The 13,234-nt window shown below is 49.9% G+C and carries 13 protein-coding genes; 8 read left to right on the forward strand and 5 right to left on the reverse strand.

From position 1 onward, the window contains the following. Positions 1-222 precede the first annotated feature (222 nt). Together ACTHTG_RS09825 and lpxH are read left to right on the forward strand one after the other, a co-directional pair. Positions 223-1,608, forward strand: coding sequence for a PIG-L deacetylase family protein (locus ACTHTG_RS09825; protein ID WP_004518827.1), 1,386 nt, complete (start codon positions 223-225; stop codon positions 1,606-1,608). 151 nt (positions 1,609-1,759) lie between these two features. Beyond that, positions 1,760-2,470 (forward strand): UDP-2,3-diacylglucosamine diphosphatase, encoded by a 711-nt coding sequence (lpxH, locus tag ACTHTG_RS09830; RefSeq protein WP_198400576.1) that lies wholly within the window; start codon positions 1,760-1,762, stop codon positions 2,468-2,470. Positions 2,471-2,541: 71 nt separating this feature from the next. On the opposite strand, the gene serB is transcribed toward lpxH, so the two are convergent. Then, positions 2,542-3,372, reverse strand: a complete 831-nt coding sequence (gene serB / locus ACTHTG_RS09835; RefSeq protein ID WP_039861844.1) for a phosphoserine phosphatase SerB — start codon at positions 3,370-3,372, stop codon at positions 2,542-2,544. A gap of 896 nt (positions 3,373-4,268) precedes the next feature. Between serB and ACTHTG_RS09840 the strand changes: the two genes are divergently transcribed. Both ACTHTG_RS09840 and argC read left to right on the forward strand, forming a co-directional pair. Next, the gene (locus ACTHTG_RS09840; RefSeq protein ID WP_004518831.1) at positions 4,269-4,454 is read left to right on the forward strand and encodes a hypothetical protein; all 186 of its coding nucleotides are present in this window, start codon (positions 4,269-4,271) and stop codon (positions 4,452-4,454) included. A 47-nt stretch (positions 4,455-4,501) separates the two neighbouring features. Then, positions 4,502-5,548, forward strand: a complete 1,047-nt coding sequence (gene argC, locus ACTHTG_RS09845) for an N-acetyl-gamma-glutamyl-phosphate reductase (RefSeq protein ID WP_308538518.1) — start codon at positions 4,502-4,504, stop codon at positions 5,546-5,548. A gap of 76 nt (positions 5,549-5,624) precedes the next feature. Here the strand turns inward: argC and ACTHTG_RS09850 are convergent, their stop codons facing one another. After that, the gene (locus tag ACTHTG_RS09850; RefSeq protein ID WP_003680156.1) at positions 5,625-5,900 is read right to left on the reverse strand and encodes a hypothetical protein; all 276 of its coding nucleotides are present in this window, start codon (positions 5,898-5,900) and stop codon (positions 5,625-5,627) included. A gap of 261 nt (positions 5,901-6,161) precedes the next feature. On the opposite strand from ACTHTG_RS09850, the gene ACTHTG_RS09855 reads away from it, so the two are divergent. From ACTHTG_RS09855 to ACTHTG_RS09865, 3 genes are all read left to right on the forward strand, one after another. Continuing rightward, on the forward strand, positions 6,162-6,848 hold the full coding sequence (locus ACTHTG_RS09855) for a S24 family peptidase (protein WP_004518834.1): 687 nt from the start codon (positions 6,162-6,164) through the stop codon (positions 6,846-6,848). Positions 6,849-6,980: 132 nt separating this feature from the next. After that, a complete protein-coding gene (gene erpA / locus ACTHTG_RS09860; RefSeq protein WP_003680162.1) occupies positions 6,981-7,319 on the forward strand; it encodes an iron-sulfur cluster insertion protein ErpA in 339 nt (112 codons plus the stop codon). 335 nt (positions 7,320-7,654) lie between these two features. Further along, positions 7,655-8,329 carry a hypothetical protein gene (locus ACTHTG_RS09865; protein WP_004518836.1) on the forward strand — a complete coding sequence of 225 codons (675 nt, stop codon included), beginning with the start codon at positions 7,655-7,657 and terminating at the stop codon, positions 8,327-8,329. An 80-nt stretch (positions 8,330-8,409) separates the two neighbouring features. Here the strand turns inward: ACTHTG_RS09865 and ACTHTG_RS09870 are convergent, their stop codons facing one another. Next, complete coding sequence (locus ACTHTG_RS09870) at positions 8,410-10,599, reverse strand: primosomal protein N' (RefSeq protein WP_004518837.1); 2,190 nt, start codon at positions 10,597-10,599, stop codon at positions 8,410-8,412. Between the two features lie 135 nt (positions 10,600-10,734). Here ACTHTG_RS09870 and ACTHTG_RS09875 point away from each other — a divergent pair, with 135 nt between their 5' ends. Continuing rightward, positions 10,735-11,526: a DsbC family protein gene (locus tag ACTHTG_RS09875; protein WP_004518838.1), complete on the forward strand. Its 792-nt coding sequence runs from the start codon at positions 10,735-10,737 to the stop codon at positions 11,524-11,526. A gap of 136 nt (positions 11,527-11,662) precedes the next feature. Here the strand turns inward: ACTHTG_RS09875 and ACTHTG_RS09880 are convergent, their stop codons facing one another. Next, positions 11,663-12,346, reverse strand: a complete 684-nt coding sequence (locus tag ACTHTG_RS09880) for a 2,3-diphosphoglycerate-dependent phosphoglycerate mutase (RefSeq protein ID WP_049337039.1) — start codon at positions 12,344-12,346, stop codon at positions 11,663-11,665. A gap of 102 nt (positions 12,347-12,448) precedes the next feature. Beyond that, positions 12,449-13,201, reverse strand: coding sequence for a class I SAM-dependent methyltransferase (locus ACTHTG_RS09885; protein ID WP_004518840.1), 753 nt, complete (start codon positions 13,199-13,201; stop codon positions 12,449-12,451). Positions 13,202-13,234 lie beyond the last annotated feature (33 nt).

Raw genomic sequence — 13,234 nt, forward strand, 5'->3', positions numbered from 1 at the left:
TAAAATATCAAGGCCGTCTGAAATTTTTGAAATTTCTTTCAAATTTTTCAGACGGCCTTTCTACATTTTGGTCGTTTATATATAATCAACCCGCAAACTGTTTTATTTTAAATGTTCACTTTAATGACGTTAGAGTATGAAAAACAACCGTTTGTAAGAAAAACAAACAAATAAGCTCCACAAGCACTATCATGACTGTTACAACAATAAAGGAACCAAACAATGTTTCTGATACTGACGGGGCTGATACTGACTTTTTTTATTTTGTTGTTTATTATTACTTCAATTATTCACAAAAAACAGTTTGCCTATAACACACACCAAGACTATAACTATCCCTCCCTTCCCTCTACCGCGCATGCTACCCTCAAAGGCGGCAGCCTAACCTTGCCCGCCACTGTCAGCGGACAGGATACCGTCATTGCCAAAATCCGTATCAAGTCCAACTGGATGGGACTGCTGTTCTTGCCTTTTATCGAAACCATTTCATCCAAAGGCAAATGGAAGCAATATTTCGAATACGGCGCAAAAGGCGTGCGCTATATCAATCTGAGCGACACCTTCTCCGACAGTGACAAAACCATCCGTTTGGAAGGCAAATACCTGTCCTTGCCCGATCAAGAAATCGAACTCTCCGTTTATCCGCGTGAAAACCTCGACGGCAAAAAAATCCTTGTCCTCGCGCCCCATGCCGACGATGCTGAACTCAGCGCATACGGTTTGTACGAAAAACACGCCGCCAATTCAATGATCTGCACCTTAACCGCTAGCGAAGGCGGCAGCTTCCACTATGGCAACCTTTATAGCACGTGCGACTGCGACACCCAGGCACAATATCTGCAAAAAGGCCGGATGCGCGTTTGGAACAGCCTGACCGTTCCCCTTTTGGCCGGTGTGCCGTCTGAAAACATCCTGCAACTGGGCTACTTCGACAGCACATTGACCGCCATGCGCCAAAATCCGGAAAAAGAGATTAAATCGACCAAGATCGATACGACCGACGTCTATATTTTCCGTCGTGCCAATACATCCCCATTGGCGAAACACCTCAAACCCGGCTCAACTTGGAACAGCTTGGTAGACAACCTTGGCTATCTGATAGAAACGTTCCAGCCGGATATTATCGTGTCGCCGTCCCCCAATATTGATGCGCATCCCGACCACCAACATACTGCGCTGGCCGCCATCGAAGCCCTGCGCAAAATCGATTACCGCCGCGGCAATCTGTTTTTGCACACCATACATTATCTGAGCGACGACTTCCCTATCGGCAAAGTAGGCTCTTCCCTCAGCCTGCCGCCATCCTCCGAGCAACCGTTTTACTTCCAAAGCATCTATTCCCATCCTTTGGATAGAGAAGAGCAAAACCGCAAACTTCTCGCCCTTGACGCCATGAACGACATCCGTCCTAATTCAGACGGCTATATGCGTTGGAGTACCATGATATTCAAAGGCCTAAACAAACTGCGACACCATGTCCTCCATCTCGACAAAGACTTGGTCAACCGCTTTGTCCGCAGCAACGAATTCTTCTATACCGTCCCCATCAGCGACTTGTACCAAGAAGATACGCTGAAACAAATCACTTATCAGGGCAAAGCCCTATAAACCACAAAGGCCGTCTGAAAAGATGTTTCAGACGGCCTTTATCACACCAAATCAAAACAATAAAATCACTACATTACAAACGAAAAACACCAAACCCAACCAAACGCGACAACCCAAGTTATAATAAAACCCTTCCCACACGTCCCACATCATCATGCCGATTTACTTCATCGCCGATTTGCACCTGAGCGAATCCCATCCTCAACTGACCGCACTCTTCCAGAAATTTATCCAAGAAAAAGCCGTTCATGCCCAAGCCGTATACATTCTTGGCGACCTTTTCGATTTTTGGATCGGCGATGACGAAAACAGCCCTTTGGTTCAAATCATCAAGCAAACCATCCGCAGCCTGACCGAGCGTGGTGTCGCCTGCTATTTCATCCACGGCAACCGCGACTTCCTCATCGGCAAAACCTTCGCCCGCGATACCGGCATGACCTTACTGCCCGAGTACGCCGTTATCGACTTGTTCGGCACACCCACCCTGCTCTGTCACGGCGACACCCTCTGCACCGACGACCATTCTTATCAAAAATTCCGCCGTACCGTCCATCAAAAATGGCTGCAACGCCTGTTTCTGCTCCTGCCGCTCACACTCCGACTGAACATCGCCACCAAAATCCGCAAACAGAGCAAACAGGACAAGCAACACAAAACCGCCGACATCATGGATGTCAATCCGGCCTTTACCCACGAAACCGTCCAACGCTTCCACACGCCCCTGCTCATCCACGGCCATACCCACCGCGAAAACATCCATCGCAACGCCGATTACACCCGCATCGTACTTGGCGACTGGCGCGACAATTACGCCTCCATTCTCGAAGTCGATGCCGAAGGCTACCGTTTTATCGCCTTATAAAACATCAGGCCGTCTGAAAACCGGTTTCCCGATTGTTCAGACAGCCTGACTGACAAATATCCTCAACCGGTTTACGCAAACCAACCGCGTATCCGCTCCAAACCACCAAAGCGCACACACGCATCCGCATTCGCCTCAGTTTTCGGTTTCGCCCGATAAGCAATGCCGAATCCCGCCTCCCTTATCATCGGAATATCGTTCGCACCATCACCCATCGCCACCACCTGCCACGGAGCCAAACCCAGACGCTCACGGTATTCACGCAACAAATCCGTCTTAGCCTGTGCATCGATAATCCGCCCTTTCAGACGGCCTGTCAGCTTGCCGTTTTCCACTTCCAACACATTCGCAAAATGGAAATCCAAGCCCAAACGCCGTTGTAGGCGTTCCGTAAAGAACGTAAATCCGCCCGACACCAGCATAAACTTCACATCATTCCGTTTACACTCTTCCAACAAAAATTCCGCGCCCGGCGACAGCTGCAACACATTCTCGTACACCTCTTCCAACACGCGCTCGTCCAAACCGGCCAGCAAAGCCACACGCTTGCGCAAAGACTGCTCAAAGTCCAGCTCGCCGCGCATCGACTGCTCCGTAATCTTGGCCACCTCATCTTTCAGCCCGACACCGGCCGCAATCTCATCCACGCACTCAATCGTAATCAGCGTCGAATCCATATCGCTGACAATCAGCCTCAAATCAGCAAAAGCCATATCCGGCAACATCGCGCCATCTATCTGCTGCGCAATCAACGCCGCACGCATCTCGTCCGTCAATTCAAAATCATCCGAAACCGGCACACGCAACACCGACTTCCCTGATGGCGCAGACACCAAACCGCCAAACGCCGACCAGTCGCACGCGCCCAAATCCCCATGTTGCAACACCAAAACTTTCTTCATCTCATTCTCCTCATACCCCAAAACCTTTGCAAACAGATCGGGTACACATTCAGCCTAAAACCCCGAAACCGTATTTTTGCGAAGACCTTAAAAAACCAAAACAGCATTATAGCCAACCACCCCGAAAATTTTTAGACGGCCTGGAAACAAATTCAGCTAGAGCTACCAACCCCTGCATCAACCAAGTAATTACTCAAAAATTTGATTTTAGGCAAGCCGACTAAAAATTTTTGCCAGTAACAGGCAACTTGTGTTGATTTTTCTTACAGTTTCGATATAGTTACTTATAGCTAGTTTGGCACTACTCCTTATATCTAGCTTTCATTGCATTACCACCTCCATTCGTTGCCAACGACTTCCTTTCCGGTGGCAACCTTTTTTTTGGCTCGATGGTTTGACAATATCAAATTTAAATGAAATAAAATGATTCAGGGATCTATATTTAAAAACAAACCCTTCCTCATCTGCGCACGCATTTCATGCCTTGCAGCTATTTTATCTAACAGTTTGAAGAAGCCCTCACTTTAACTCAATTCGGTTAGTCAGGAGATTTCAGCTTTCCCCCCCCGACCGACTCAATCAATATGGCCATGTACACACACATCAGAGTAATGCTCAGAGTATGGCTGCTCCCAATCACTGATGCCTGCCGTTTTAATTGTCCTTAGCCTATCCTCTATTACCATCATCTCAAGATTCAATCCCTATCTGATAACTCACTGAATTTGAATGAAAAAATTATTTAAATGTTAAAATGTGCAAAACGCTTGCTTTCAATCCTAACAAGAGATATAGTACTAAATAACTAGTTCTTATTGATGAGAGATACTCCTTGGATACTTGCCTCCGGTCCTCCAACCCGGGGGCATTTTTTTACATTTTTATTTTGTGTTCGTATGGATAGGATAAAGACGAAACACCCACCACAAATCAACAAACAAATCGAACCGCAAACTGCGTTTTCCAAACGCTCAGGCCGTCTGAAACCCGCTCTCGAATATTATTCATGCCATATTTCAGACAGCCTGTTTAACCCTCTATTGCAAAGCTTGGCACAAGCACCTCTGACCGACGGCAATTAATTACTATATAATCAAACGCATCATCATCCCTACAAAGGAGCCACACCATGACCACAAAAATTAAAATTGGTATCGTCGGTGCAACCGGTTACACAGGCGTTGAATTGTTACGCCTGCTCAGCAGCCACCCCAACGCAGAAGTCACTGCCGTCACCAGCCGAAGCGAAGCCGGTATTGCGGTTGCCGACTACTTTCCCAGCCTGCGCGGCATTTACGACCTTGCATTCCAAACGCCCGAAGATGCCGGGCTTGACCGTTGCGACCTCGTGTTCTTCGCCACACCCAACGGCGTGGCCATGAAAGAAGCACCGTCCCTTGTCGAAAAAGGCGTACGCGTGATTGACCTGTCTGCCGACTTCCGCATCCGCGACATCTCAACATGGGAACAATGGTACAAAATGACCCATGCCGCGCCGCAACTCGTTTCCCAAGCAGTGTACGGTTTGTGCGAACTTCACAAAGACGACATCGCCAAAGCCATGCTGGTGGCCAATCCGGGCTGCTACCCCACCTGCGTTTCCCTGCCCTTATTGCCGCTGCTTCAAGCAGGCCGTCTGAAAGCCAATGCGCCTCTGATTGCCGACTGTAAATCCGGTGTTTCCGGTGCAGGCCGCAAAGCCAGTACCCATGCCCTATTGTGCGAAGCAGGCGACAATTTCAAAGCCTACGGCGTCGGCGGCCACCGCCATCTGCCTGAAATCCGACAAACCCTGTCCGGACTGCAAGACCAGGTTTCAGACGGCCTGATTTTTGTGCCACACCTAGTTCCGATGATACGCGGTATGCACGCCACCCTGTATCTGCACCTGCAAGAACACACCGATCCTGAAGCCTTGCTGCGCGAATACTACCGCGGCAGTCCTTTTGTCGATATCCTGCCTTCAGGTTCGACACCCGAAACCCGCAGCGTGCGCGGCGCCAACCTTTGCCGTATCAGCGTTCAAAAAGCGCCCGATCAAGACAATGTGTGGATTGTTCTTTCCGTCATCGACAACTTGGTCAAAGGCGCAGCCGGTCAAGCCGTGCAGAATATGAACATCATGTTCGGTCTACCCGAAACCACCGGCCTGACTAATGCACCATTGATGCCTTAAGCCATCATTATTAAAAACACAAGGCCGTCTGAAACTTTGATCATTCAGACGGCCTTTATCGATTCATTCACAAACATCACTCATACACTACGCCGGCAAGCATTTCTTCTTCATTCAAGTTGCCGTACTGTTGCTCCCAATCGTGGGTAGCCTCCACCATATCGCATTCTTTGGCAAAAGCCAGCAGCCTGCCGTCCATCTGATCCAGACTCAAGCTGCCCAAGCGTTCGCATTCCGAAGCCGTCAGATTACCGTCCGCCTCATGCGCCTCCGAAGATCCGAAAGGCAGAGCAAAAAAACCCAGTACCAACGCCAGCAGCACCCAAAAAGTATTTTTACGCGAACGAGTCATTTCACACCTCTCATCATAATCATATAGCAGGTTTAAATCAGAAAAACTAAACCAAATAAAATTAAACTAAGAAAAATCGAACAGAAATTTAGAAATATCGATTTATCTAAGACAAAACGAATAATACTAAGAAAAAATAGAATATGCAATACTTTTTCTTAGATGAAGTAATTTTTTTCTTACAATTTTATAAAAACTAAGGTAAAATACACTCAAATCGTCCAAACCATATAAAAAACATACCTCCACAAAGGCATAAACATGGATACCTTTAAAGACCGCCTGGCTTTCTTATGGAAAGATGAAGCCCGCCAAGCCAAAATTGCCGCCGACATCGATATGACCATCGCCGGATTCAGCCGTATCTGGAACGAAGGAGGCCTGCCGAAATCGGAAACGCTAAAAAAAATCAAACAACTTAAAGGCTGCAGCATAGACTGGCTTTTAACAGGCGAAGGTTCTCCCTTCCCTGATTCCGAAGCCCCAAAGGCCACAGCAACCGACACACTAGGCAACCCTGTCGATATAGACGAATTTGTCTTCGTACCGCGTTACGACATCCAGGCCGCGGCCGGACACGGCCAGCTCGTCGGCGATGAGCAACCCATATTCGCCATGGCGTTCCGACGCTATTGGATTGAAAATTATGTAACGCGAGACATCAAAAACCTTTCCGTTATCTCAGTCAAAGGCGACTCGATGGAAGGCGTGCTGAATGATGGCGACACCATCCTCATCAACCACGGCCAAACCACGCCACGCGACGGCCTCTATGTTTTACGCCTCAATGAAAACCTTTTGGTCAAACGCCTGCAACTGATACCCGGTGGCATCGTCAACGTCATTTCTGCCAACGAAGCCTACCCTACTTTTGAAATCGACTTGAAAAACCCGACCGACGACGTTGCCATCATCGGCCGTGTAGAATGGTTTGGCAGAAGCATCTAAATCTGACATACTGGTGCTTGAAATTTCTGCCATGCCCTCCATGTAAGCTGGCAGACCCTGTCTGCACAAACTTGCCTTGGCTAACGGTTTGAGCGACAATAGTAAAAATATTCATATAAAAGGAATCACATCATGTCAGACGAAAGCCCTATTATCTTTACTGACAGCTGCTGCACCAAAGTTGCCGACCTGATCGCCGAAGAGAACAATCCCGATTTGAAATTGCGCGTATTCGTCAACGGCGGCGGTTGCTCCGGCTTCCAATATGGTTTTACCTTTGATGAAATCAAAAACGACGACGATTTCGAAATCCAAAAAAACGGCCTGACGTTCTTGGTCGACCCGATGAGCTACCAATATCTGGTTGGTGCAGAAATCGACTACACCGAAAGCCTGCAAGGTTCTCAATTCGTCATCCGCAATCCGAATGCCGAAACAACTTGCGGTTGCGGCTCGTCCTTCTCCGTATAAATAATCCGTTTCTTCATGAAAAACAGGCCGTCTGTATCTTCAGACGGCCTTTTGTGTGAATTTATTTTAAACAATATTGGATTTATCTTATAATAATAATATCGGGCGTGAATATTTACTCTACAATAGACATAACATTGGACATGCATATTGCCATATAAATAAAAAATCATTGTCCAGCCGATTAACGACACAAAGGCACCCCCTATCCGGTCTGCCTAAGACTGCGGCCTCTGTTTTTGCCTGCATCGCAAGCCAAAACAGCTCAAACACAATAACAAAACCTCAGACCCAACCCATTTGGTTGATGCAGTCGAAATATTCATGGGATATCAATGAGCAAACAAGAAAAATTTTTCGACGTATACGTTTCCTATCCGCCGAACACGGATAGGGAGCGCATCCATGCCTGCCTGTATGACAACCTGCCTGAAAACGAAGTCGAGAGTCTGATTCAAGCTTTGGCCGAGCGTCCGCAAGCTATTGTGGCCGAGAAATGCACCCAAGACGAGCGCGAAAATGCGCAGCATTACTTCAGCTATTTAGGTTTGGACGTAATCGTCCGTCAGGCTATGGAGTTGGAAGCGGTTGAAGAAGAACCCGTGTTGGCAGTCAACACGCCCGACCCTATCCAATGCCCAGTCTGCATGACGATTATCGACGAACTCGACGCACAGGAATGTAAAACCTGCCACTTTGATTTGACAGAAAAAAATGAGCTGGCCATCCAGCGCAAGCGCATTGAATGGCAGGAAAAAATCTCTTTCGAGCATAAAAAACAAACCGAAATTGCCCACAAGCTCAAATATGAACGCGAGCAGGAAGAGAAAAAGCTGCGCAAGAAAATCCGTGCTGAATTGGAATCCCAACTACGCGAAGAGTTAGGCCAAAATCCTGAGCTGGCCGCACTTGCAGCAAGGAAGAAAACACAGTTTCTGCTTACAATGGCTATCGTATTCGCCGTTTTGAGTCTGCTTGCACTCGGCTATATCGCTGCAAAATTCTTCTAAACTGATTCCAAAACTTAAGGCCGTCTGAAAAACAGATTTTCAGACGGCCTTTTATTTCTATATTGATTGAATCATTTCAATCAAGCCTCTTGCACATCAACGTCCACCGACCATCGGATTTTGCCGTCCCTGTTTTGCTGTAACACTTGTACCCACAAACTCACGGCGCGATGCAAATCTTGTCGAGATGTCGATTCGAGGAAAACTTGCGCACGTTCGCGTTCGGCAAGGCGCACCATCAGCATGGGGGCGGCGCCGAACTGGGAGACGCTTTCAGGCAAAAGCGGAGCAATGGTTTCTTTGGCGGCGTTGAGAAACTCCATCGCATCGGCAACGCGCGGCGCGTCGGCGCGGACGGCAGTCTGGAAACCGAAGGGCGGCATGGCGAACATTTGCCGCTCGTTCAATTCGTTTTCGGCAAACACGGCGTAGTCCTGCGCTTTGACGGCGGCGAAGACGGGATGTTCGGGCAGTTGGGTCTGTATCAACACCTTGCCGGGTTTGTCGGCGCGCCCCGCCCTGCCGGACACCTGCATCAGCTCGGCGAACAGCCTTTCCGGCGCGCGGAAATCCGCGCTGTATAGACTGCCGTCGGCGTTTAACACGATAACAAGGTTGAGTCGCGCGAAATCATGACCTTTGGCGAGCATCTGCGTGCCGACCAGAATATCGATTTCGTTGTCGGCGATGCGGCGGTACAAATCCGCCCAGTCATTTTTGTGCGCGGTGCTGTCCCTGTCGACGCGGACGACGGCGGCCTTGGGCAGGAAGGCGCGCAGGGTTTCTTCGACGCGCTGCGTGCCGTGGCCGACGGCGGTCAGGTCTTGGTTGCCGCAGTCGGGGCATTTGAATGGGATGGGTTCGCGGTGGTCGCAGTGGTGGCAGCGCAGTTGGCGGGCGCGTTGGTGCAGCACCATCTTGGCGGAGCAGTTCGGGCAGCCGAAGGTATGGCCGCAGTCGCCGCAAAACAGCGCGGGCGCGAAGCCGCGCCGGTTGAGGTACACCAGCGACATGCCGCCTGCTTCAAAGTTCTGTTTCAAAAGCTGCAAGGCTTGCGGCGAGAAGCCGTTGTCGAGTTTCAGACGACCTACGTTGAGGATGTCTACTTGCGGCAGTTGCGCAGTGGTATGGGCGCGTTCGGTCAGTTGCAGCAGGCGGTACGCGCCGCTTTGCGCCTTGTGCCAGCTCTCCAAGCTGGGCGTGGCGCTGCCCAAGACGACGGGACAGCCGCTCTGCTTCGCCCGCCACACCGCCAAATCGCGGGCGTGGTAGCGTAATTCGTTGTCCTGTTTGAACGAGCCGTCGTGTTCCTCATCGACCACAATCAGCCCGACATCATCCATCGGTGTGAACACCGCCAGCCGCGTGCCGATGACCAATTTCGCCTGTCCCAACATCGCGCGCAGATAATCCTGCGTGCGTTTGCCTGCCGCCATTTGGCTGTGCAACACAGCGGTCGGCACATCGGCAAAACGGTCTTCCACCCGCTTCAAAAGCTGCGGCGTGAGGTTGATTTCGGGCAACAGAAACAACACCTGCCGCCCCTGCGCCAACACTTTCGCCATCGCATCGAAATATACCTCGGTCTTGCCGCTGCCGGTGATGCCGTACAGCAAAAACGGCTGAAATTTACCGAAGGCCGTCTGAATTTCATCGGAAGCCTTCTGCTGGTCAGCATTTAATACAAATTCAGAGTGCGAAGCCTGCCCATTGCACGACCTTAAAACGGGTTTCGCCGCTTCCATAGTTTCAATCCAACCCTGTTCCGCCCAATCTTCAATTAATTTCGCCGCCTGCGCGTTCACCTGCTTCAACGCCGCCATCGTCATCCCGCCCGACAGCAGCGCGTCCCACAAAGCCGCTTTTTTGTTGAACCGAGACGGCGGCGGCGTTTGCGCCCTACCCGCTTCGTTCAAAGCGTAAAACAACGGCGGCTGCGGCATTTCCACCACGCGCGTTTCCTTCAAACCTTGCGGCAATGCGGCAAACACCGCCTGCCCGGTCGGATAGTGGTAATAACGCGACGTAAATGCCAACAAATCACGCCAGCTTTGAGGCAACGGCTTTTCTTCCATAAAGGCCGTCTGAACACTCAAAATCCGCGCCGTATCCATATCCGGCGCAATATCCGTTTCCCACACAACCCCAACAACGGTTTTATTGCGGAAAGGCACAAGCACCCGCGTTCCCGGAGGAAGCGGCTCGGAATAGGAATACGTCAAAAGGCCGTCTGAAAGCGGCACGTTTACGGCAATACGGTGGTAGATCATACAAACAATCAAATCATTTTTTCGTATTTTAACAGCCGAAAGCTATTTTCAGACGATAATTTGAGCCTTAGTACAATGCAGACATGACAGAGGTTTGATACAATGCCTTACTTTCAACACACGCAAGTCTCTCGCATGAAAACCAAGTTAATCAAAATCTTAACGCCGTTTGCCGTCCTTCCTTTGTTGGCATGCGGTCAACCTGCCGTATCCAACGCCAATGCGGCGCCTGCTCCGGCCGCCAAAGCGGAAGCGCCTGCCGACAAATCCGTTGCCGCTTCTTTGAAAGCGCGTCTGGAAAAAGTCTATGCCGCCCAAGATTTGAAAGTTTTGAGCGTCAGTGAAACACCGATTAAAGGCATTTATGAAGTTGTCGTCAGCGGCAAACAAATCATCTATACCGATGCTAAAGGCGACTATATGCTCGTTGGCGACCTCATCAACGTCAATACGCGCCAAAGCATGACTGAAGAACGCGCCGCCGATTTGAACAAAATCGACTTCGCTTCCCTGCCTTTGGATAAAGCCATCAAAGAAGTACGCGGCAACGGCAAACTGAAAGTCGCTGTTTTCTCCGATCCGGACTGCCCGTACTGCAAACGCTTGGAGCATGAGTTTGAAAAAATGACCGACATCACGATTTATACATTCATGATGCCGATTCCGAGCCTGCACCCTGATGCCGCGCGCAAAGCCGAGCTGTTGTGGTGTCAACCTAATCCGACCCAGGCATGGATCGACTGGATGCGCAAAGGCAAACTCCCAAGCGGCAAAGCAAACTGCGAAAACCCTGTTGCAGAAACCACTTCATTGGGCGAACAATTCGGCTTCAACGGCACACCGACCGTGGTCTTCCCTAACGGCCGCAGCCAAAGCGGTTACAGCCCTATGCCTCACCTCAAAGAAATTATCGAGAAAAACCAGTAATACAGGGTTTAATCTCCATAAAGGACGCTTTACGCGTCCTTTTTTCATGTCACCCGCCATCAACTGCCTTCAGACGGCCTCGATACTGACAAGTACAAAAAAGGACGTGTCCAACACGTCCTTTTTTCTCTTTACCTTACAGGTAGAATTTTTCAATCACTTTCAGGTTTTCATCCAATTTGTACACCAGCGGCTGACCGGTTGGGATTTCCAAGCCCATGATGTCTTCGTCGGAAATGCCTTCGATGTGTTTTGCCAACGCACGCAGGGAGTTGCCGTGTGCCGCAACCAATACACGTTTGCCGCTCAAGATGGCCGGAGCGATTTGGTCTTCCCAGAAAGGCAGGACGCGCTCGAGGGTAACTTTGAGGTTTTCGCCATCAGGTACGACATCGCTAGGCAGGTTGGCATAGCGGCGGTCGTTGTGGGCGGAGTTAGGATCTTTAGGATCGAGCAGCGGAGGCAGGGTGTCGTAGCTGCGGCGCCAAATGTGGACTTGCTCGTCGCCGTATTTTTCTGCGGTTTGTTTTTTATCCATACCTTGCAGCTGACCGTAGTGGCGTTCGTTCAAACGCCATGATTTGATTTGTGGAACAAACAGTTGGTCGGATTCTTCCAAAACGATGTTACAGGTTTTGATGGCACGGGTCAGAACGGAGGTAAAGGCGATGTCAAACTCGTAGCCTTTCTCTTTCAGCTTTTTACCTGCTGCTGCGGCTTCTGCCAAACCTTGCTCGCTCAGCTTGACGTCGCGCCAGCCGGTGAAAAGGTTTTTCGCGTTCCATTCGCTTTGTCCGTGACGGATGAATACTAATTCCATGATAGTTTGCTCCAATGAAGTTTGGGAAAGGGTATTTATATCACACTTTGCCGCCGCGCTGATAACGCCGGCGGTTTCTTTTGATATGTTGCAAGTTTGCTTTTAGTCTTCAGACGGCCTTGTCGGAAGGTAAACGTCAAAACGCGTGCTTTTGCCTGTATATTGATAAGCAGGTTTGCGCCTATCGAGAAATTCACCCAAGCGCGGGCGTTTGACGACAATGCGCTTTTTGGCGGTATTCAATGCAACGTTCAGAAGCTCGGCTTCGTCTTGTGCCGCACCGACCAAATCGTGAAAGTAAGCCATTTCTTTTTTCACAGCGGCGGTTTTGCGACGCTCCGGATACATCGGGTCGAGGTACACCACATCGGGGCTGCCGTTTTGCGTGGACAATTCCTGCATTAAATCAACGGCATTGCCGAAGTGCAAAATAATTCGCTGGGCAATCTCCCGTGTCTCTTCACTTTGCCCTGCCCTGTTGAGGCCGTCTGAAAGTAGACAGGCAACAGCAGGATTTTGTTCAAAAGTTTGTACATTCAAGCCCAACGAGGCAAGCACAAAACTGTCGCGCCCCAGTCCGCCGGTAGCGTCCCAGACAGTCGGTTGCGCAGTATGGTTGACGGCTTTGGCAATCAACTCGCCTCCACCTTTAGTGCGCCGATAATGGGCGGCACCGCCATCAAAATCAACGCGAACACGGCCTTTTTCACCGGCGCGGCACAAACTGATGCCGCTTTCGTCAGCGATAAGGAAACTGCCTTCTTCAGGCTGCCGATCAATAACGGTCAGCCCGAAAGGTGCAGCAAGGCTGCGAAGTTCGGTAGATGCGGTTTCGTCAAAATAAATCTTGTACATAAGGCTTATGTTTCAGACGGCCTTGAAAACTCA

Origin of the sequence: Neisseria sp. P0017.S009 (assembly GCF_051957375.1) — a bacterium.
GTDB classification, from domain to species: Bacteria; Pseudomonadota; Gammaproteobacteria; order Burkholderiales; family Neisseriaceae; genus Neisseria; species Neisseria perflava.

Excerpts from the sequence above, each read along its gene's own strand:
- ACTHTG_RS09825 (WP_004518827.1), top strand. The coding sequence starts at position 223 with ATGTTTCTGATACTGACGGGGCTGATACTGACTTTTTTTATTTTGTTG.
- serB (WP_039861844.1), bottom strand. The coding sequence starts at position 3,372 with ATGAAGAAAGTTTTGGTGTTGCAACATGGGGATTTGGGCGCGTGCGAC.
- ACTHTG_RS09840 (WP_004518831.1), top strand. The coding sequence starts at position 4,269 with ATGGATAGGATAAAGACGAAACACCCACCACAAATCAACAAACAAATC.
- argC (WP_308538518.1), top strand. The coding sequence starts at position 4,502 with ATGACCACAAAAATTAAAATTGGTATCGTCGGTGCAACCGGTTACACA.
- ACTHTG_RS09850 (WP_003680156.1), bottom strand. The coding sequence starts at position 5,900 with ATGACTCGTTCGCGTAAAAATACTTTTTGGGTGCTGCTGGCGTTGGTA.
- ACTHTG_RS09855 (WP_004518834.1), top strand. The coding sequence starts at position 6,162 with ATGGATACCTTTAAAGACCGCCTGGCTTTCTTATGGAAAGATGAAGCC.
- erpA (WP_003680162.1), top strand. The coding sequence starts at position 6,981 with ATGTCAGACGAAAGCCCTATTATCTTTACTGACAGCTGCTGCACCAAA.
- ACTHTG_RS09865 (WP_004518836.1), top strand. The coding sequence starts at position 7,655 with ATGAGCAAACAAGAAAAATTTTTCGACGTATACGTTTCCTATCCGCCG.
- ACTHTG_RS09870 (WP_004518837.1), bottom strand. The coding sequence starts at position 10,599 with ATGATCTACCACCGTATTGCCGTAAACGTGCCGCTTTCAGACGGCCTT.
- ACTHTG_RS09875 (WP_004518838.1), top strand. The coding sequence starts at position 10,735 with ATGAAAACCAAGTTAATCAAAATCTTAACGCCGTTTGCCGTCCTTCCT.
- ACTHTG_RS09880 (WP_049337039.1), bottom strand. The coding sequence starts at position 12,346 with ATGGAATTAGTATTCATCCGTCACGGACAAAGCGAATGGAACGCGAAA.
- ACTHTG_RS09885 (WP_004518840.1), bottom strand. The coding sequence starts at position 13,201 with ATGTACAAGATTTATTTTGACGAAACCGCATCTACCGAACTTCGCAGC.